Here is a 21991-nt window from a genome sequence, read left to right on the forward strand (position 1 = left end):
ATAGTTAGTTAATGATGAATTAGCTTGCAATCTTATTTTAAAGGGATATTAGTGTTAGTAACATTAACATTTGGTTTGTGGCGAAGACGTCGATTATTGATAAAATTTTTAAATGATTTAGGATCTAAATCAGTTATTGGCTGGGGAAATAAACCCAATACAATTAGAGCTAGGGCTTATGCGCATAAACATCATCTTCCTTTTGTGACTTTAGAGGATGGCTTTTTGCGTTCTATGGGGTTAGGTGTCTCAGGTGATGAGCCGCTCTCTTTAGTGGTAGATGATCTTGGTATCTATTATGATGCAAGTAAGACTTCAAGGCTTGAACAGCTCATCATCGATCATCAAGTGCTACAACCCCATTTAGAAGAAGGGGCTCGGGCATTAGCGCTAATTCGAAAACACCATTTAACAAAATATAATTACTTGCCTGTAGGTTGGCCGGAAGCGCTCTCACTTGATACAACGAAGTCTCAGCTATTGATCATTGACCAAACATTTGGCGATATGTCTCTACAATATGGCGGCGTGTCACCGAATACTTTCATTGAGATGTTAGCGCAGGCTAAAAAGGAACACCCAGAGAGTCATATCTGGATTAAAATCCACCCCGATGTATTAGCTGGGAAACGGGCAGGGCATTTCACTGATTTAATGCCTCAGTTGCAGCAAGATCCTCAGGTTACGCTTCTAACCGAGGATATCCATCCTCATTCATTGCTTGAAAAGATGGATCAGATCTATGTTGCAACTTCGCAGATGGGATTTGAGGCATTGATGCTCGGCAAAAAGGTGACGACTTTCGGGGTGCCTTGGTATGCCGGATGGGGCTTAACGGAAGACCGACATCCTAATGTTTTAGCAGCAGATTTTCAATCTCGGAGATCAGAGCGGTCGTTATTAGCGCTTTTTACGGCGAGTTATTTACAATATTGTCGTTATCTGAATCCTTATACCGGCAAGCGTGGGACGATTTTTGATGTGATTGACTATTTAGTGATGATGAAACGGCGAGAAGCGCTTATTGCCGGGGAAATTTGGTGTGTTGGGCTCTCATTGTGGAAACGGCAAATTATCCGTCCTTTTATTCAAGGGTATAATAATCAATTACGTTTTTTTCGAACGCCGAAACAGCTACAAAAGGCTTATCAATCTTTGCCCATAGAGGCAAGGAAGCAAAATATTCGACTCTTACTATGGGGGAAAAAATTCCCTGAATTAGCGGAGTGGGCAAATAGAGTACAATTACCCATTCTTCGTATGGAAGATGGTTTCATTCGCTCGGTCGGATTGGGATCTAATCTTGTACCGCCTCGATCCTTGGTATTAGATGATCTTGGAATCTATTTTGATGCAAGTACCCCCTCTCGTTTAGAGCAAATTTTAGCAGAATCTCTATTTGACCCCTCACTATTACAGGAAGCTGAGCAGTTACAGGCAGCACTAATTGCCAATAAGATGGGGAAATATAATGTAGGTCGGCAGGATTGTAGGCTTCCAAATGTGGGAGGTAAACCGATTCTTTTAGTGCCAGGGCAAGTGGAAGATGATGCTTCAATACAGACAGGCACTCGGGATATCAAGACGAACTTAGGATTATTAACGGAGGTTCGCCGGCAAAATCCACACGCTTATATTGTCTATAAACCGCATCCTGATGTCGTGAGTGGTAATAGAGTAGGGATCATTGCCGAGGATGAAGCGCTGCGTTATGCTGATATTATTATGGATGAGGCTGATATTATCTCTCTGATAGAGCAGTGTGATGAGCTTCATACCATGACGTCGCTTTCAGGATTTGAGGCGCTACTAAGAGGTAAAAAAGTTAGTTGCTACGGCATACCATTTTATGCAGGCTGGGGATTGACAGAAGATCGTTATACTCTAGAGAATCGACGGGGGCGGGCTTTAACTTTATCCGAGTTAATAGCAGGCACATTGATCTTATATCCAACTTATCTTGATCTTAAGACGGGAAAGATGACCAATGCATTAAGTGCATTACAGGCATTAACAACAGAGAGAGAGGCAGTTAAACAAAGTAATACAATTCACTCTAATTGGCCGGAACGTAAGTGGCAGCAGTTTAAAGGATTGATTCAGACTCTAAAATGGTAGTGGGGGATTTCATGGATGATTGAAGAGATCTATAGAGTGCTAGGCTCAAAGGAGTCGTAGATGATTGTTATTCCCATGGCGGGTTTGAGTTCCCGCTTTTTTCGTGCAGGTTATACATTACCAAAATATCAATTGCCCCTTGGGAATGAAACGGTGTTTACTTGGGCGGTACGCTCATTTGCGCGTTATTTTAGTAGTGATTGTTTTGTCTTTATCTATCGAGATATCTACGATACGAAAGCCTTTATCGAAGCGGAAATTGCAAGGTTAGGGATTAAAGATTACCATTTAGTGGCACTTGAAGAGGAGACATTAGGGCAGGCGGATACGGTTTATCGAGGGATTCAAGGTTTAGCGGATGAAGCCTTGTTTATCTTTAATATTGATTCAAAGCTGAATGATTTTGAGAAGCCAAGCTGGTATCTTGAGTGCGATGGATATCTTGAGGTCTTTAAAGGGGCAGGGGATCATTGGTCCTTTGCGGTGCCGGGAGAGAGCAATCACGTGGTTCGAACCACAGAGAAAGAGCGAGTATCGGATCTCTGTAGTAATGGTCTCTACTATTTTCGATCGTCACAGCAGTTTGTTTCCTTAGTGGAAGCGGCGTTTAAGGCGCAAGATTTAGTCAATGGTGAGCTCTATATTGCACCGCTTTACAATCGTATGATCGAAAGGGGCGCAGATATTCGCTATCAATTAGTGGGGTTAGATCAGATCGATTTTTGTGGCGTGCCGGCGGAGTATGAAGCGATGTGCGCATCCGTTTCTGGGGCACAACCATCAGGAGAAGCGCCATGATTATTATCACGTCATCGGCCTATCTCTCGGCAGAGTTTCAAGTGGAGTTAGGGGCGATTCCCCCGACATTCCTGCCCTTAGGGAATAAAAAGTTATTAGAGCATCAAGTGATGACCTTACGGCAATTTTACGATGATCAGATTACCCTGACGTTGCCGGAATCCTTTGAAATAACTGAGATTTTACAAAAGCAGATTGATCGGTTAGAGATTGAAGTGATTCAAGTGCCGGATCAGTTCTCTCTGAGTGAAGCGATTCTCTATACGCTCAATGTTTCAACAACAGAGGATGAGAAGCCGGTTCGTATTCTCTACGGCGATACTTACATTGCTGATTTCTCCTTCGCAGAAGTAAGCGATGATCTGATCGCCATTGCGAAGGTGAAGAACTCTTATAATTGGGAATATGTTGATACGATTTTGCATCAGGATAATTTGGTTTGGTGTGGTTATTTTAGCTTTAGTCATAAATCACTGCTGCTCAAAAGTTTGGCTCTAGTGCGGGATCACTTTAATGAGGCAGTGAAATATTATGCTAAGCAGTGCAACGTGGCTTATGGCATGACTGAACATTGGCAAGATTTAGGGCATATTAATACCTATTTTGCCGCTAGAGCGAATCTGACAACACAGCGGGCATTTAATACGCTACAGATCGAGAATGGGGTTGTCACAAAGTCTGGAGAGCCTACTCGCAAGATTGCAGCAGAGGCGCATTGGTTCGAGGCAATTCCCAAGCATCTGCGGATCTTTACACCGCTCTATCTCGGGGAATCTACGCTCAATGGAAAGTTAGGTTATTCATTAGAATATCTCTCTTCCATGCCCCTTAATGAGCTCTTTGTGCATGGGCAGAATCAGGTACAAGATTGGCAGGTGATCTTTGATGAAGTCAAAAGATGGTTTGCGCTATCGAGTAGCGAGAATGTCGCGATACCGGCGGAGATAACGGCAGAATATCAGCGTTTGATCGCAGAGAAAACGGATGAGCGGATTGCGCAATTTGCCAAAGAGAGCGGTATTTCCTTAGATCTTCCTACCTATTATGCCGGTAAGAAACTGCCCTCTATACGGGAGATTTGCCGGGAGGCGATCGAGGCGACTTTGAAATTACCTAGTCGGTTGGGTATTTTGCATGGGGACCTCTGCTTTAGCAATATGCTCTTTGATTCTAGAGGGCTACGTTTAAAACTGATTGATCCACGAGGCTTAGATAGCGCCGGGAATTTTACACTCTATGGAGATCTTAAATATGATTATGCAAAGTTAACGCACTCAGTGATCGGGCTCTATGACTTTATTATCTCCGGAGATTTTCTAATAGAGAATGCCGGGACATCAGAGGTTCTATTGCACTTTGATATTGATGATCGCATTGCCGAGATTCAGGCGCTCTTCGCGAAGATCAGTTTCCTAAAAGGCGTAACATTACAAGATATCTTGCCAGGTGTCATACTTCTTTTCTTCTCAATGCTCCCTCTTCATAATGATCGACCAGATCGGCAGGATGCGATGTTATTGAATGCATTTAGACTTTATTATTTATATTTGAAATAATATTGATTGAATATTATTTAATTTCTAGATTTTATATGATTTAATATCGATTCTTTTATATTGTATTAATATAATATTTTATAAATTTTATCTTAGGTAAATGTTATGAAAAAAGTTTTATTCGCTATAGCCCTCTCTTTACCCTTTGTTTCATTTGGGTATTTGCAAGAATCCTCCTCTTTACAGACAAATACACTAACGGAAAAAGAGTATTTAAAAGGGGCAAAGCTTGATGGTGGCGGCTATATTGCCGAATGGTACTGCGAGATCACTTTGAATAATCCTTTTTTGAAAGAGGGAGAGTCTGATGATCGCTTAGCAGTAGGCGTAGGAGTTGACTTTGCTAATATGATTATTAAATTGAATGGTAAGCCCGTTTTACTTGAAGAACAGAATTGGACAGGACAAAATCCTTATATCTGGTTAAATGCGAAAGAGAATATCTATGTGACATTTAATCGCCAGAGAATGAAAGAAGATGAGGTCGGGATGCCTATTATCTACGGTGAGATGATGCTCTTAACGCCAACGACTCAAGAATTCTATCCAGCGGTCTATTATTGTCGGGATTGATCTCTACCTATGCTAGGTATGTCAAACATTCTGATAGGTATTATTCAAAACGAAGGAGAGATTATGGAACAGGGAAAATCTTTTGAGGCGGTTGCTTGCTCTTTTTATGGTTGTGATGGCGGTAATTTACAATCTAAAATTTGGTTTTGTGGTTTAGAGTGGGGCGGTGATTTACAATGGCCGGAAGGGCAAGAGGGGAAAGCGTTAATCACACAAGGTGAAGATTATGGTTATCAAAATGAATCACTTCACTGGGTGGATTACTGTGATAATGTCTCCTGGAGCGAGGGATTCGGAGATGGACTCGCGAATGGCGTGAATCAGAAAATTTGTTGGTTTTTAAATTATTATTTAGGGCTAGACCGTACCGATTCTTATCAGTATGTTCCTTTTGTACAACAACATGAGATCTGCTTTAATACTGAAAATGGGCTAGGATTTAAAATGAATCTTTTTCCACTCAATGCACAAAAGCATGATCATCAATGGGATCAATACCGTGCGCAATATACGGGATGTATGGATAGAGCAAGTTATGAATCTTGGTGTATACAGCATCGAGGTGAGTTTTTCCGTTCTCTAGTGGCAGAGCACAATCCTGAAGTTATTATTGCTACAGGAAAAACCCATGCCCATAAATTTATGCATTTCTTTGGTGTGCCTTTTGAATCGATGACAGAGGTTGCGGGGCAAGAGATTACGATAGCTTATTGCAAGCTTCCTTATAGTGATACTTATCTGGTTATCTCACCTTTCTTTGGCGGTGCTAGTGGTATTAATTCATTTACAAAGATGCAGGAACTGGCAAAATTAGTGCATCAAATACGGGGTACAGAGAGTTTTGATTGGTCTTAATTATCATTTATCTCTATCTTGTAGAAACTGATAACTCGTGAACACCACTTATATATTTCGTTAAAAGTTATCGAGACATCAAAAAGACACTCAAAATTATAGTAATATCGACTCAAAATAAGCATATTTAAATGCCGGCGCATCGGTTGTAATAAGTAAGGAAGCTGTTCTATCCGGCATCTTGCAAGTGTTGGTAAGTCAGGTTTTATCTTCTTTTAAAACCTTACAATAACTGTTTAAAAACCATTTTTCTTAAACCAAATTTGAGACATCAAAAAGGACACTCAAAATTCAATGAGTGTCCTTTTTTAGAGCTTAAAATAACCTTTGTAATCTGAGTGGCAGATAAGCGAGAGATGAGTGCTTCAACGACTTATTCTGTAATGAGTTGGCTCACTTCTGCGATATACTCTGCCATTGGCTTAGGATTTTTCCGTTGATCGGTTTCGATATTAAGGCGAAGCAGGGGCTCTGTATTAGAGCTACGAACATTGACTCGCCAATCGCCGAAATCAAGGCTGATGCCATCGGTAGTATCAAGCTTAGGGTTTTGTGGTTGATAATGTTGTAGGATTTTTTCAATAGTGGCTTTGCTATCTGTAACTGTGAAATTGATCTCACCACTACAAGGAAATTGGGCAATCATCGCTTCAACGAGTTCAGAGAGCGGTTTGCCTGTTTTTGAGAGTAATTCAACAATTAAGAGCCAAGGGATCATACCACTATCGCAATACGCAAAATCGCGGAAATAGTGATGAGCGCTCATCTCCCCACCATAAATGGCATTTTCTTGACGCATCACTTCTTTGATATAGGCATGACCTGATTTTGATTGTATCGGCGTGCCACCCATATTTTCCACAATATCAATGGTATTCCAAACAAGACGCGGTTCATAAACAACCTTTTCATTTGGACTTTGTGAGAGAAATGCTTGGGCTAAAAGACCGATGATATAGTAGCCCTCAATAAATTGTCCTTTCTCATCAAAGAGAAAACAGCGGTCAAAATCGCCATCCCACGCAATTCCTATATCGGCTTGATGAGCCAAAACTGCATCTCGTGTTACGGCCCGATTTTCAATGAGAAGTGGGTTAGGAATCCCATTAGGGAAGGTACCATCGGGTTCGTGATGGATTTTAATCAGCTCTAATGGAATATTGAGCGCTTTAAATTGTGCTTCTAACGCATCGATCACATGACCTGCTGCACCATTGCCGGCATTAACGACCAATTTTAGAGGGCGGATGACTTTCGGATCAATATAGGTGAGAAGATGTGCGACATATTCAGGGAGAATATCATATTGTTCCACAGTACCTTTGCACGTACTTTCGGGAAATTGATTGGCAACCACCAAATCATGAATGGCTTGTAAACCACTTGCCATACCGATCGGGCGGGCATTTTCATGAACCAGTTTCATACCGTTATAATCAATCGGATTATGACTTGCGGTAATTTCAATACCGCCACCAACATCTAAGTTAGCCGCCGCAAAGTAGATCTCTTCAGTGCCGGTTAGCCCAAGATCAAGTACATCAACGCCGGCATCTGTCAGTCCCTTAATGAGTGCTTGTTTTAATGTTTCACTTGAAAGACGAATATCAGCACCTACCGCAATCGTTTTGGGTTGATAGATTTCTGCATAAGCACGTCCTACTTTATAGGCGAGCTCTTCGGTGATCTCTTCGCCGAGTTTTCCTCGAATATCATAGGCTTTAAATGCGGTAAGTTGAGTCATATTGTTTTCCTTGAGTGGTTCTATTGTGAATCTATAGGGTCATCTTTATGTTGAATGTTACAAATTTTATCAAATTGAAGCGTATAAGTCCTTTAGGTAATATCTCTTTTTTCCTAATTATTTATGATAGTGATTTTATAGTCGCTTTATAACGATATTTAAGAGTTAAGATCATCGAAAATTTCGAAAATGAATGTGAAAAAATCAACCTTTTGTTTTGTTCAAAAAGAACGATTCTCATTTATGGTATGAATTTAATGGTATGAAACTTTTATTGTTTTTATAAAAATAATTTGTTTTAAAAAAGGTTTATATTTTCTTGCTCTATTAATTTGACTAAAGTCATCTTTTGATGGATAAAGGCAGTGTACTATGTGTCGACATATTCGATAGTTTTGAATAAAACCTATAGGGAATGTAGTGATACCACGTTTCAATAATGGTATTGCAAGAAGTTAGGGTATGTTTCATAACTCATTGAGCCATAATTATGATTTTATTGCTAACTAGAAATATTGAGAATTATGGGTTTTAAACGCTAATTATTAATATCAAAAATAAAAATCAAGATAAAAAGCAGGATAAAAATTAAAAGAAGAGGTTACAAAAAGCTTGCAAGCAAGAGATTTGAAAATCCAAAGCAAATTTAAAGCAAGTTTAAAGTGAGAGTTTGACGGGAATTGAATAAGTTATTGTGTACTTTTAGAAGGAATAATTATGAAGAAAATCATTAGCTGGCTCATTGCTATCTGCGTGATAGGGTTTATAGCCGTCTATGCGGGCGCTGCATTAGTAGTGAAATCCCGTAAAGCGCCGGAACCTGATAATGCAACTGCCATTACATACAATGATGAACTGATTGCACGTGGTGAATATATTGCCCGCCTTTCAGATTGTGCGGCTTGTCATACAGTGCCGGGAGATGCTGAATATAGCGGTGGTCTTGCGATGCAAACGCCATTTGGGGCAATCTACTCAACGAATATTACGCCGGATGCAGAAACAGGGATTGGTAACTATTCTCTCACAGAGTTTATCAATGCGGTAAAACATGGGGTTCGGAAAGATGATTCGCCACTCTATCCGGCGATGCCTTATACCTCGTATACCATTATGCCGGATGAAGATATGGAAGCGCTCTATGCTTACTTTATGGAAGCAGTGCCGGCAGTGAAAAAACCGAATGCGCCGACCACATTTCCTTGGATTGTGAGTATGCGTTGGCCGGTCGCTTATTGGCAATTACTCTTCTCTCCGATTCGGGATTTTACGCCAAATCCTGCTTTGAGTGATATTGAAAATCATGGGGCCTATATTGTCGAAGGGCCAGGGCATTGTGGTGCTTGCCATACACCGCGTGGCCTTGCCTATGAAGAGAAAGCGCTCTCTAACAATTCAGACCTCTATCTTTCAGGCGCGGTGATTGATGGCTGGCGGGCAAAAAGTTTACGCGGAGAAGCACAAGGCCTGAAATTATGGGATGAGGCTGAGATTGTCGAGTTCTTAAAAACAGGTCGTACGAATAAAGTGATAGCCTTTGGTGCTATGGCGGATGTGGTACAACATAGCTCGCAATATTGGAGTGATCAGGATCTTAATGCCACAGCGGCCTACTTAAAGCAATTGTCGCCGGCGCCTAATAAGATGTTAGAGCTGCCAAAGAAAGAGGATACAACTACAGACCTACTGCTTTCAGGTGAGTATAGTGATCCTGGTGCCATTCTCTATGTTGAACATTGCTATGCCTGCCACAGAGCCGATGGTGATGGTGTTCCTCGGATATTCCCAGCTCTTAATCTCAATAGTGCGGTCTTGGCCAATAATGCCCAATCAGTGATTCAAGTCACCTTAGAAGGAGGTAAGATGCCTGATACACCGGCTGATCGTATGGCGTTTACGATGCCGGCATTTAATCATCTAAGTGATGATGAAGTGGCCACGATTATCAATTTTATCCGAAACAGCTGGAATAACACAGCGCCGGAGATCAAAGCTGAAGAGGTTGCAGAGATTCGTGAATTCTTACGCAATAAAGCGCCGAATATCACTTTAAACTAGGGAGATTATCAATATGCGTAAAAATGTGATGAAAAACGGCACCACTTTAACGAAGCGTGCAAAAGCAACATTCACTCGAGTGAAAGGTTTTAAACGTCAATTATTATTATCGCTCTTAACGGGTGCAATGGTGATGGGTACTCAGGCGATGGCGGTAAACTTAGCAGAAGCAGATCCCGATCGCTTTGCAATGGTAGATCAAGAGGGTCATGATCTTGGTTGGTATACTGTGCCTTCTGATCTTGAGATCTTAAAAGAGCCAAATGCGAAAGAGATTATGTATGGGAAATTACTGCTCAATGAAACTAAGCGGATGTTGCCTGATAATGTTGGGGCGACGATGAATTGTAATAGTTGTCATATTGCCGAAGGAAAGGCGAATTATGGTGCGCCATATCTCACAACTTCTCATCAATATCCGAAAGTGATGCCACGTTCTGGCAAAATGGTAGATTTAGTCGGTCGTATCAATGGCTGCTTCCAACGTTCGATGAATGGTAAGCCGCTGAATCCTGAGTCAAGAGAGATGCAAGCGATGATCGCTTATATGGATTGGCTCAGTCAATCGCAACCTAAAGGTGCAAAAGTAGATGTGGTGAATGCTGGACCTATCGAAGAGTTAACGCCAGATCCTGTTAATGGTCAACTTGTCTATGAACAACATTGTGCAACTTGCCATGGTGATCAAGGGGAAGGGCTTAAGGATAAACGGGGTAATCTGATTTTCCCACCACTTTGGGGGCCTGAATCTTTCAATATCGGTGCCGGTATGGCGAGAACTTATAAAGCAGCAAGTTTTGTCAAATATAATATGCCCATGGCGGTACAGAAAGAGGGCGCTTGGGGGCAGGGGCATGTTCTAACAGACCAAGAAGCTGTAGATGTCTCTGAGTATTTTACCCATTTGCCAAGACCTGATTTCGCAGGAAAAGTGAATGACTGGCCGAATGGTAAAAAGCCGAAAGATGCGCGTTATTAATAGCGAAGTGAAACTATATAATTCAATCATAAGAATTCATTCATGAACGTTCATTGATGAATAATCGATCTAAGATCCTTAAAGTATGCTTTGAGGATCTTTTTTATAAGTAGAGTCAAATATAGTCAGATCGGTTCAAAATAAGCTTATTCAATATCTAATATCCAAATGCCGGCGCATCAGCTGGTCTAGACGAAGAAGCTGTTCTATCCGGCATCTTGCAAGTGTTGTTTAAAACCATTTTCTTAAACCAAATTTACTATATGCATATTTTTGGTTGATTTTTGATCCGACGCAAAAGAGAAGCCCATATACAGTAGATGAACTGAATATGGGCTTTATAATATGTTTTTGAATTGCTTTTTAAGAGATTACATTGATGGTTAGCGCTTTTTCTCAAGTAGAGGCTTGAGATAACGACCGGTATAGCTCGCTTTGCATTCGGCCACTTTTTCAGGCGTATCGGCAATCAGAATCTCTCCGCCTTTTGCGCCACCTTCAGGTCCAATATCAATAATCCAATCGGCCGTTTTAATGACATCGAGATTGTGTTCGATAATGATAATGGTATTGCCTTTATCGCGTAGCGTATGAATAACCTTGAGAAGTTGCGCAATATCGTGGAAATGAAGCCCAGTTGTGGGTTCATCGAGAATATAGACTGTTTTACCGGTATCGCGTTTAGAGAGTTCTCTTGAGAGTTTAACCCGCTGTGCTTCCCCGCCGGAGAGCGTAGTGGCATTTTGTCCAAGGGTGATATAACTCAATCCCACTTCCATTAATGTCTCTAATCGGCGATGTACAACGGGAATGGCATCAAAGAAATGATACGCTTCTTCGACCGTCATATTGAGAACATCATTGATCGATTTCCCTTTATAGAGAATATCGAGAGTTTCCCGATTATAGCGTTTCCCTTTACACTCATCACACACCACATAGACATCCGGTAAGAAGTGCATTTCCACTTTGATTACGCCGTCACCTTGACAATTTTCACAGCGACCGCCTTTCACATTAAAGCTAAAACGCCCCGGTTGATAACCACGTGCTCGCGCTTCCGGCGTGTTCGCAAAAATTTCTCGAATCGGCGTGAATAAACCGGTATAAGTCGCGGGATTTGAGCGCGGTGTTCGGCCAATCGGACTCTGATCGATATTGACAATTTTATCAATAAGATCCAATCCTTCAATTTTCTTATAAGGTGCCACCTCTACGCTATTGTTTTGATTTAAAATCCGTGCCATTGCGCTATAGAGCGTATCATTGACGAGCGTTGATTTCCCTGAACCCGATACTCCTGTGACGCAGGTTAGTAATCCTAATGGAAATGAGGCGGTAATATTTTTGAGATTATTGCCGGTTGCGCCCACTAATTTAATCTGTTTTTTCGGATCATTTTTGGTTCGTTTTTCAGGAACATCAATCGTTTTGCGCCCCGAGAGATAATCGGCTGTGAGAGAATTTTTATTCTTCAGAACTTCTTTCGGCGTACCGGCGGCAACTACTTCTCCACCGTGAACCCCGGCACCTGGGCCAATATCTACAATATAATCAGCGGAGAGAATCGCATCTTCATCGTGTTCAACCACAATAACGGTATTCCCCAAATCCCGAAGATGAAACAACGTTTGCAATAAGCGATCATTATCCCGTTGATGGAGTCCGATTGAGGGTTCATCGAGAACATAGAGTACGCCCATTAACCCAGCCCCAATTTGGGAGGCCAAGCGAATACGTTGTGCTTCACCGCCGGAGAGTGTTTCGGCAGAACGAGAGAGGTTGAGATAATCTAAGCCCACATTCACCAGGAAGCCTAAGCGCTCTTGGATCTCTTTGAAAATTTTATCGGCAATCTCTTTTTTAGCGCCTTTAAGGGAGACATTTTTTGACCAATCAAGCGCTTCTTCGATAGGAAGTGCGGTAATTTGATGAATCGCTTTATCTTCAATTAAGACATTTTTTGCTGCTGGCCCTAGGCGACTGCCTTCACAATCAGGACAGACACGCATCGCTAAAAAGCGCGTTAAGCTCTCTCGGACAATTTGCGAATCTGTTTCGTGATAACGACGCTCAAGATTATTTAAAATGCCTTCAAAGGGATGAATACGGATCGATTTTTGCCCGCGATTACTGATGTAATGAAATTCGATCTCTTCCTCCCCTGAACCATAAAGGAGAATTTGTTGAATTTTTTTGGGGAGTTTTTCAAACGGCGTATCCGGATCAAATTGATAATGACGCCCCAATGACTCGATCATCGAGAAGTAGTAACTTGAATTTTTATCCCAACCCCGAATAGCGCCATTGGAGAGGGGAAGAGAGGGCTCTGCGACCACACGATCAGGATCGAAATATTGATTTACGCCTAAGCCATCGCACGTTGGGCAAGCGCCTTCAGGGTTATTAAAAGAGAAGAGACGTGGCTCTAACTCGGCAATAGCGAAGCCACATTCCGGGCAAGCATAATTGGCCGAGAAGTGAAGCAGTGCTTCCTCGCTCTTCATATCGATAATCATCGCAAGCCCACCGGAGAGATCGAGCGCCGTTTCAAGAGATTCAGAGAGACGCACCCGAATATCATCCCGTACTTTAAAACGATCTACCACAACATCAATATCGTGATGTTGTTTCGGATTAATCTCCGGCAATGCATCAATTTCATAAGTGGTGCCATCGACACGCACGCGTAAGAAGCCTTTCGCTTTCAGTTCTTCAAAGAGTTTGAGATGTTCCCCTTTACGATTACGAACGATCGGCGAGACAAGCATTAGACGAAGCTCATCAGATAAGCCCATTGTCATATCCACCATTTGCGGAATGGTCTGCGCATTTAAAGGGAGATGATGTGTCGGACAGTGTGGTGTTCCAATTCGAGCAAAAAGTAAGCGCAGATAATCGTAAATCTCCGTTACCGTCCCAACCGTTGAGCGAGGATTGTGGGAAGTGGATTTCTGTTCAATCGAAATTGCCGGCGATAGCCCAGAGATATGATCGACATCGGGTTTTCCCATCACTGACAAGAATTGTCGAGCATAGGAGGAGAGCGATTCCACATAGCGCCTTTGTCCTTCGGCATAGAGTGTATCAAATGCGAGAGAGGACTTCCCTGAGCCAGATAAACCGGTAATGACCACCAATTTATTACGAGGAAGCGTTAAGTCGATTGCTTTAAGATTGTGCGTGCGCGCACCTTGAATTGTAATATCTTCCATAATGCCTTCAACAAAAGAAGAGGAACGGCTGTTCCCCTATTAAAAGATTATTTTCCTATAGCACAATATGGAGATAATTGGTAAAAAATCAAGGGATTCCTTTAAGATATCGCGGTTTTATTCAAGGTTATCATCATCAGAATGATCAGAATTAGAAAAAATCATTCTAATAAAAATGCGCTAACCGATCTTTCGATCGCTAGCGCATTGTAATAATGATCTGTCTAGGAAATAATGTCTAGAAATTAATGTCTAGGAGTTAAGACTGATTAATATCTATTCATTTATTTTTATATTATTGAAAATGAATCAGATTCTTCCCGGTCATCTCTGCAGGTTGTTTCTCATCTAATAGATAGAGAATGGTTGGTGCAAGATCACAGAGCGCACCATCAGGTTCAAGCGTTGCCCGGCGACCCACATAAATGAGCGGTACAGGCGTTGTGGTATGGGCTGTATGGGGCTGATTATTTTTATCATCCCAGTTTTTCTCGGCATTACCATGGTCGGCTGTAACTAACATCTCACCGCCCACTTTTTTCACCGCGTCATACACTTTACCTAAGCCATCATCAACCGTTTCAATGGCTTTTACAATCGCTTCAAATACGCCGGTATGACCTACCATATCAGGGTTTGCGTAGTTACAGATGATCACATCAAATTTTTCAGACTCGATCGCTTCCACTAATTTTGTAGTGACTTCCGGTGCACTCATCTCAGGCTGTAGATCATAAGTCGCCACTTTAGGAGAGTTGACTAGAATCCGTTCTTCACCTTTGAATACGTGCTCTTCACCACCATTGAAGAAGAATGTAACGTGAGGATATTTCTCTGTTTCTGCAATACGAAGTTGGGTGTAGCCTCTAGTTGAGAGTACTTCACCTAAGCCATTTTTAAGTTCAAGTGGCGGATATGCAATCTCGGTAGGGAGCTCAGCTTTATACTCTGTTAGTGAGACAAAGTGAGAGAGTTTAGGGCGATATTGTGGTTTAAAGCCATCAAAATCATCTTCAACAAATGGATAGCTGATCTCGCGAGCTCGGTCAGCCCTGAAGTTCATAAAGATAACCGCATCCCCATCTTCCATTTTGACAGGCTCGCCAATCACTGTTGCTTTCACAAACTCATCATTTTCACCACGTTCATAAGCGGCTTTTAAACCCGCTTCCGCATTATCCGCTTGGAATTCACCGATGCCTTGTGATACGAGGTTATAAGCCTGCTCAACACGCTCCCAACGATTATCCCGATCCATCGCATAATAACGACCAATCATCGTAGCAATACGACCTCTGCCTAATTTGGCAAAGAGTGCATCCGCTTTTTCAAGAGATGGTGCTGCCGATTGTGGTGGCATATCTCGGCCATCTAAGAATGCATGGAGATAGATTTTATTTAAGCCTTTTTTCGCGGCGAGTTCCATCAATGCAAAGATATGCTTTTCATCCGAGTGAACACCGCCAGGAGAGAGTAGGCCAAAGATATGTAGTGCTTTATCATTCGCAAGAAGATCATCCATTGTTTTATTAAAGATCGGATTATCATTGAAAGCACCTGAACGAACATCTTTGGTAATTCGGGTAAAATCTTGATTAACAACGCGACCTGCACCGATATTCATATGACCCACTTCAGAGTTCCCCATCTGTCCATCAGGAAGACCGACCGCTTCTCCAGAAGTTTTGATCAGTGTTACCGCGCCGACTTCTCGTAAATGATCCCAATTAGGGGTTTTTGCGGTTGCAACAGCATTATTCTCTAATTCTTGACGAAAGCCCCAGCCATCTAAAATACATAGGACAATTGGTTTTGGTATAGCCATCTTAAACTCCTTTTGTTTAGGGTGTTTTCTCTTGTTCAGAGATGATTTATAGGATGTTTGATATGATTACTGCTATTCAAGATGTGATTGAAGAGTATCTTTTAAAAATATCTATTTAAAAAAAATCTATTTAAAAATATCTATTTGTGAATCCTTCTCATTATACCGAAAAGTCGAAGAAAGGGCACTCTTCTAATGCCCTGATTATTGCTGTGCCTCAATCTGAAGGCGGATAGGGCGAATAGATTGGTACACATTGTCTATAGAGCAATTAAAATTGAAAAAATGAGATATTGATAGAAAAGAGATCAGTTAAAGATATTCAAAGAGATCAATGAGTAAAAATAACGCATAAATGATTGTTGTGATCTGGTTGTAATAATTGTTTGTTACATTTTGATATCAAAATGTTGGTTTATGTAAGTTATATCATGATGCAGATCTTATTTTTTTGAGGTTTATCAAATAAATAGATAACAATGAATGTCATTATCTGTATTGGAATGTTAAATATGCAGTACTTGAAAAGAGATCAATTGAATAATCTATTCTTTGTCTAAAGGGTTTATCTAATTGATGCTCAATCTGAATGATTATTGCAGAGAGAATTGATCTATTGCGTATTAGACAAGAAAAATCGGTGCATATTCAAAATTAGGGCTACATAAATCCAATGTTTTAGAGTATCATTAGGACAATTATTTCAATGAGCATTCACTCTAAGAGGAGATGTAAATTATGGGTTCATTTAGTATTTGGCATTGGGCGATTCTTTTAGTAGTCGTGCTTTTAGTATTCGGTACTGCAAAATTAAAAAATGCAGGAAAAGATTTAGGTTCTGCGGTGAAAGGCTTTAAAGATGCCGTAAAAGATGGCGAGAAAGAAGCAAAAGAGAATGCGCAACCTCAAAATCTTGAGAACAAACAGCAAGAGACAACTGCAGCGCCTAAAGATAGCACTGTAGTTGATGAGCAAAAAAATAGTCGTGTGGATTAAATTAAGCTATTGAAATCTGCTTTGCGATCACGCTGATTTTATTACGTCATTTTTTATGCGGCAATAGAACCAAAATTGGTCGTAATCGTGTTGCATAGCGCTTAGTAGATTGAGCAAGATGAATATAGATATTACCTCTATTAGCTTTGAAGGGTTAATCGAGGTAATTCTCATTTTACGTCAATAATTTTATTTCTATACAGTGGAAATTGGATATTAAAGGTGGGTAGGGTAGATACTTATGTTTGGGATTAGTAGTAGTGAGTTTCTGATTATCCTTGTCATTGCCTTAATTGTCATTGGCCCACAAAAATTACCGGAAATGATCCGAACAGTCGGAAAGTGGGTCGGTAAAATTCAACACTTTACCAATAGTGTCAAAAATGAATTAACCAATGAATTTGAGTTAAATGAGATCAAAAAATCGATCGAAGAGTTGAAGCAGAGTTCTGAGTTACAAAAACTCAAAGAAGAGCTTGAGAGTACCAAAAAAGGCGTAACGCAATCACTTCGCTCATTTGAATCATCTATGAATGAAACAGAAGAGAAAGTAAAAGAGGAGCAGAAAAAGCTCGAAGCTTATCTGCAAGTTGATGGTGAAATCCCCGGGCATCCCGCTTCTACAAATGCGCCCGGACAAAAGGAACCCGCGCAGATTACACATTCAACATCTGCTAATGCAAAATTGAATTCTTCTAGTCACGCGAGTGCTTCTACCACAGCTTCAGGAACCGCTCACGATGATGAAGCGGCTTTTGATATTGCCTTTGATGAAGCTTTTCTGAAAGGCGAAGCTGAGTTTATTACAGATCATGAGGAAGAGGGACACCTCTTAACTGTACCGCCTGAAAATTATGCGGCGCGCGTTGAAGTAGATCAAGCTGCTACGAAAAATGGAAGTGCTTCCACTGTATATAGCGCACCTGATTCATTTCGGCAGTTATTACAACGCCGGCAAGCAGAGATTGCGGCAATGCAAGATGCGCAAGTGGCACAACAATTTGCCCTGTTGTCTGCTAAAAATAGTCGTCAACTTTTGAGTGATGATGAGCTAAAGCGTCGATTAACCTTGCGGCAAATGGAACTAAATCGTTAATTGGTAGAATCACTAATCAGATTGTGAACAGATTCTAAATAAATTGTCATTGAATGCTCGATATAGGAGATCTCCTTGTCGAGCTTTTTTATGAGAAATATTGAGAGAAGGTTTATAATGCCGGCTTGCTATTGATAAATTGCAAAATGGTCTATTCGATAGATCCAAGCAAGCAGAGAAATCAATCAGAGATAAATACGAGTTAACTCAGTATTCAATAAATATTCAGTAAGGATATGTTGTGAAAAAGGATATATTGTGAAAGATCGGTCAATAGAGTATCTATTTGCGCAATCAGAACCGGATATGATTTTTGCAGAGAAGCGAGATCCCGGTAAGTTTAGTTTCAATGAAGAGGTTGTGAAGGTCTTTCCTGATATGATTCGCCGATCAGCACCGGGATATACCTCGATTGTGGAGAATATCGGTCATTTAGCGCCACTATTTGCTCAAGAGAATAGTAAGATTTATGATCTCGGAAGTTCACTTGGTGCTGTTTCGATGGTGCTTCGTAGTAGCATTCAAGTCCCGAATGTCTCTATTGTTGCTATTGATCAATCAGAAGCGATGGTTGCTAAATCTCGAGAATATTTGAAAGCGCAAGAGATGATGATTGAGTCATTACTTCCGATTGAAGTGGTGCAAGCAGATATTACAGAGTTTCCCTATGAGATGGCTTCTATTTTCACACTGAATTTTACGTTGCAATTTATCCCTCGGGAATCGCGCCTTGATCTACTGCAAAAGTTGTATAACCATCTATTGCCAGGTGGCGTGCTCTTTCTTTCTGAAAAATTGCGCTTTGCGGATGATGAACAACACGAGTTTTTGAATCATTTGCATATGCAATTTAAGCGGGCACAAGGTTATTCTGAATTAGAAATTGCCCAAAAACGGGAGTCTTTAGAGGATGTGATGAAGATTGACACTTTTGAAGAGCATAGAGCGCGTTTGTTAGAAGCGGGATTTGATCAAGTCTATCTTTGGTTTCAGTCACTCAATTTTGCCTCAATGATTGCGATTAAATCAGCAAAATAGTGTTTATCACAACAATAGCGAAATAGAAGAATTACGAAATAGAATAGAGATAATTGAAAAAGAGTAAGGTATCAATTGAATATGACACAATGGGATAACGGCGTAACAACGATGGAAGAGATGATCTATCTACCTGCATTAATGGATTATTTTAAGGATCAGCGAGTATTTAAGGAATGGACAAATCAATTGCCTGATTTTTTGGCAGATCGTCTTCGTAAAAAACATGGTGATAGTCCACGCTGGGAACATGCATTATTAGATATGCCGGAGATTAAAGATCTTACAGTGGATCTTAAAAATGGGGTAATTTTAACGGGTAAAGTAGATTCACTACAGCTAAAAGATGCATTGAAGCGCCTCATGCCTTGGCGGAAAGGTCCTTTTCAACTCAATGATATCTTGATTGATACTGAGTGGCGCTCTGATTTTAAGTGGAATCGTGTGCGCCAGCATATTGATGTGACCAACAAAAACATTCTCGATGTCGGTTGTGGGAATGGTTATTATGGTTATCGAATGTTAGGTGCGGGTGCCAAAAGTGTGGTTGGGATCGATCCGAATTGGCTCTTTCTCTATCAATTTCTCTCTATTCGAAATTATATGCCGCAAGCATCTATTTGGCAGTTGCCGATGACTTTAGAAGAGATGCCGACTTCATTGGAAGCCTTTGATATGGTCTTCTCAATGGGGGTATTCTATCATCGCCGCTCGCCGATTGATCATCTCTATCAACTTAAAGATGTGATTCGTCCCGGTGGCGAGTTGGTATTAGAAACAATTGTGATTGATGGTGATGAACGGACGGTATTAATGCCGGAAGATCGCTATGCTCAGATGCGTAATGTCTGGTATCTGCCCTCGGTTGCAGCCTTAAAACTTTGGCTTGAGCGAGCAGGCTTTATCGATGTAGCGTGTGTGGATCTCTCCAAAACAACCATCGAGGAGCAGAGAACTACAGAATGGATGAATTACCTTTCGTTGCCTGACTTCTTAGATCCCCATGATCAGAATAAAACGATAGAAGGTTATCCCGCACCTCAACGAGCGGTCATGGTAGCCAGAAAACCGAAGTAGTATCGAAGTAGTATCGTGTACTAATAATATAAAGGTGTATTCTTTAAATTTGAATGCTCTTGAAAATTTTGGGGTGCTAAAGAGAAAAATATACAAGTATTCCGCTATCTTTCCACTTTTGGTCAAGATTTCTTGAGTCTTTTTAAAGTCAATTTCACCTATATTCCTCAGTGACCTTCAGGCGTTGTATATCCTGGAGATCACTGAGGATTGTATTTTTATAATGATGGAAAAAGCGTCTAATTATTAGGATGAATTGGAGATCTTCCCAAAATAAGCGCTTCTGCAAGATCTAACTCATAGAGTAGATTGGCATAGAGTTCAGCGCTTAAACGATTTTTAGATTTTAGTTCAAAGAGTTTCCGGCGTTCGGCTCGAACAGCAGCAAGACGCATATGTACCTCAATAGCATCAGTCTCTTTGGTTTTTTCGATCATATGATTCACTTGTTCAATCTCACTGATCACATGATTCATAATCTGAGAGATAAAGAGCGTGGCTTCATCATTAAGCTCTTCCTCGCTTTTATCAGGATTATCCTCAATATCGACAATCCCCTCTTTTTTCTGCTCTTCTTTAGCTTTGGCCGCGATTTGTTGCTCTTTCATCGCTTTATTGAGTAACGTTTCGGCAGTAGATTTCACTGCATCAATTGCTGCTGTTGCGATTTCAGAACGGATCTCTTGTTCTTCTCTGTTATTTTCAACTTCTACATGGATATCATTGGCTGATTTTTTCTTCCGTAATAAAATAGGAAGCACCAACGCCGCAGTGACAAGAGAGAGAATAATAATTCCCGCTGATAAGAATATCACTTGATAACGTGCAGGAAAAGGAACATCTGGATTGGTGGAGATTAGAAGCGGAATAGAGAGCGCCGCTGATAAAGTGACAGTTCCTCGAACACCCGAGAAGGTCAAGATCAGTAGTTCTTTAAAAGTCATTGAAGCAAATGACATCGGCTTTTTGAAAGGCGTATAAGGACTTAATAGACGTAATAATGCGACCCATAAAAAACGTAATAACATGAGCGCAAGATAGATAAGGACAATATCGCCTAGGAGCGTTGTAAAGGTGGTTGAAGGATCTACAAGGGCATCGGAATAAGCATTTTCAAAAATTCCAGGAATCTGTAAACCCAGCATCAAGAAAACGGCTCCATTCAGTAGATACTCAAGTAATCCCCAAACATTGTTGGCACGAATACGCGTTTGAACAGGCGTATTTTGCATGAGTTTAGAGTATCCTAAGGTCATACCGGCAGCAACTGCTGAGAGAATCCCTGAGAACTCTAATAATTCTGCAATCGCATAAGAACCGAATGGGAGGAGCATGATTAGGATCATTTGTGATCCCATCTCATCATTTTGTAATCGACCTAAGAAGAGGATAAATTGAACATAGAGCCATGTGAAAGCGATCCCGACTAAAATACCGCCTACTGCCATTTTAAGGAACGTTAAACTGAGCATTGCATAATCATGCGCAGTTGAGAGGGCAGTAATACCGAGTGCTACGGCAATGGCAAATTTGAGAGAGACCAGCGCCGAGGCATCGTTCATCAGCGCCTCACCCTCAAGCACTTGCATTAATCGATGAGAAAGACGACCTTTACCGACAATACTAGAAAGGGCGACAGCATCTGTGGGTGAAAGAATTGCCGCTAAGGCAAACGCAACAGGTAGTGACATCTCTGGCATAAAGAAGTAGATCACATAGCCTAAACCTACCACAGTGACAAAGACTAAAACGAGCGCAAGGCTAATAATCTCTCGGCCGGAATGAAAAAATTCCCGCAGTGGCATCTTCCGTCCATCTTCAAAGAGCAGGGGCGGAATAAAGAGAAGCATAAAGAGCTCAGGATCAAAGGTGACATGAAAACCATTACTTGGCCAGGAGACAACCGCTCCTAAGATAATTTGAATAAAGGGAAGAGGGAGATTAAAAGGGAGAATTTTATAGATAGAACTCGAGAGTGCTATTAATAAAATAATCACAAAGATCGTAATGAAAATACTCATAGTCGGTTAATTATATTTCTTCTTTAAGTGGTAAGAATGCAT

The 21991-nt window shown here is 41.0% G+C and carries 15 protein-coding genes; 11 read left to right on the plus strand and 4 right to left on the minus strand.

Annotation, left to right across the window (positions count from 1 at the left end; genetic code table 11):
- The first annotated feature begins 51 nt into the window (after nt 1–51).
- The 5 genes from DC083_RS03475 (at nt 52) to DC083_RS03495 (ending at nt 5900) form a co-directional block, all read left to right on the plus strand.
- On the plus strand, nt 52–2118 hold the full coding sequence (locus tag DC083_RS03475) for a capsular polysaccharide biosynthesis protein (RefSeq protein WP_189364623.1): 2067 nt from the start codon (nt 52–54) through the stop codon (nt 2116–2118).
- A 60-nt stretch (nt 2119–2178) separates the two neighbouring features.
- On the plus strand, nt 2179–2916 hold the full coding sequence (locus DC083_RS03480) for a glycosyltransferase family 2 protein (protein ID WP_109188876.1): 738 nt from the start codon (nt 2179–2181) through the stop codon (nt 2914–2916).
- Entirely contained in the window at nt 2913–4472 is a 1560-nt protein-coding gene (locus DC083_RS03485) for an aminoglycoside phosphotransferase family protein (protein WP_109188877.1), read from the plus strand. Before DC083_RS03480 ends, DC083_RS03485 begins: the two co-directional genes overlap by 4 nt.
- 105 nt (nt 4473–4577) lie before the next feature.
- Entirely contained in the window at nt 4578–5045 is a 468-nt protein-coding gene (locus tag DC083_RS03490; RefSeq protein ID WP_109188878.1) for a hypothetical protein, read from the plus strand.
- Between the two features lie 63 nt (nt 5046–5108).
- Nucleotides 5109–5900 (plus strand): hypothetical protein, encoded by a 792-nt coding sequence (locus tag DC083_RS03495; protein ID WP_109188879.1) that lies wholly within the window; start codon nt 5109–5111, stop codon nt 5898–5900.
- 373 nt (nt 5901–6273) lie between these two features.
- Here DC083_RS03495 and DC083_RS03500 read toward each other — a convergent pair whose 3' ends face one another.
- Nucleotides 6274–7644, minus strand: a complete 1371-nt coding sequence (locus tag DC083_RS03500; protein ID WP_109188880.1) for a phosphohexomutase domain-containing protein — start codon at nt 7642–7644, stop codon at nt 6274–6276.
- Nucleotides 7645–8361: 717 nt separating this feature from the next.
- On the opposite strand from DC083_RS03500, the gene DC083_RS03505 reads away from it, so the two are divergent.
- Together DC083_RS03505 and DC083_RS03510 are read left to right on the plus strand one after the other, a co-directional pair.
- Entirely contained in the window at nt 8362–9702 is a 1341-nt protein-coding gene (locus DC083_RS03505; RefSeq protein ID WP_109188881.1) for a c-type cytochrome, read from the plus strand.
- 127 nt (nt 9703–9829) lie between these two features.
- A complete protein-coding gene (locus DC083_RS03510) occupies nt 9830–10681 on the plus strand; it encodes a c-type cytochrome (protein WP_109188968.1) in 852 nt (283 codons plus the stop codon).
- A gap of 383 nt (nt 10682–11064) precedes the next feature.
- Here DC083_RS03510 and uvrA read toward each other — a convergent pair whose 3' ends face one another.
- Together uvrA and gpmI are read right to left on the minus strand one after the other, a co-directional pair.
- A complete protein-coding gene (uvrA, locus tag DC083_RS03515; RefSeq protein ID WP_109188882.1) occupies nt 11065–13896 on the minus strand; it encodes an excinuclease ABC subunit UvrA in 2832 nt (943 codons plus the stop codon).
- A 295-nt stretch (nt 13897–14191) separates the two neighbouring features.
- Nucleotides 14192–15721 (minus strand): 2,3-bisphosphoglycerate-independent phosphoglycerate mutase, encoded by a 1530-nt coding sequence (gene gpmI / locus DC083_RS03520; RefSeq protein ID WP_109188883.1) that lies wholly within the window; start codon nt 15719–15721, stop codon nt 14192–14194.
- A gap of 738 nt (nt 15722–16459) precedes the next feature.
- On the opposite strand from gpmI, the gene tatA reads away from it, so the two are divergent.
- From tatA to cmoB, 4 genes are all read left to right on the plus strand, one after another.
- Entirely contained in the window at nt 16460–16717 is a 258-nt protein-coding gene (gene tatA, locus DC083_RS03525; protein WP_109188884.1) for a Sec-independent protein translocase subunit TatA, read from the plus strand.
- A gap of 241 nt (nt 16718–16958) precedes the next feature.
- Entirely contained in the window at nt 16959–17813 is an 855-nt protein-coding gene (gene tatB / locus DC083_RS03530) for a Sec-independent protein translocase protein TatB (protein ID WP_109188885.1), read from the plus strand.
- A gap of 306 nt (nt 17814–18119) precedes the next feature.
- On the plus strand, nt 18120–18851 hold the full coding sequence (gene cmoA, locus DC083_RS03535) for a carboxy-S-adenosyl-L-methionine synthase CmoA (RefSeq protein WP_109188969.1): 732 nt from the start codon (nt 18120–18122) through the stop codon (nt 18849–18851).
- A 141-nt stretch (nt 18852–18992) separates the two neighbouring features.
- Nucleotides 18993–19928: a tRNA 5-methoxyuridine(34)/uridine 5-oxyacetic acid(34) synthase CmoB gene (gene cmoB, locus DC083_RS03540; RefSeq protein WP_229822701.1), complete on the plus strand. Its 936-nt coding sequence runs from the start codon at nt 18993–18995 to the stop codon at nt 19926–19928.
- A gap of 239 nt (nt 19929–20167) precedes the next feature.
- Here the strand turns inward: cmoB and DC083_RS03545 are convergent, their stop codons facing one another.
- Nucleotides 20168–21949 carry a Na+/H+ antiporter gene (locus DC083_RS03545; protein ID WP_109188886.1) on the minus strand — a complete coding sequence of 594 codons (1782 nt, stop codon included), beginning with the start codon at nt 21947–21949 and terminating at the stop codon, nt 20168–20170.
- Nucleotides 21950–21991 lie beyond the last annotated feature (42 nt).

This window comes from Ignatzschineria ureiclastica, assembly GCF_003121845.1.
In the GTDB taxonomy this organism is placed as follows: Bacteria; Pseudomonadota; Gammaproteobacteria; order Cardiobacteriales; family Wohlfahrtiimonadaceae; genus Ignatzschineria; species Ignatzschineria ureiclastica.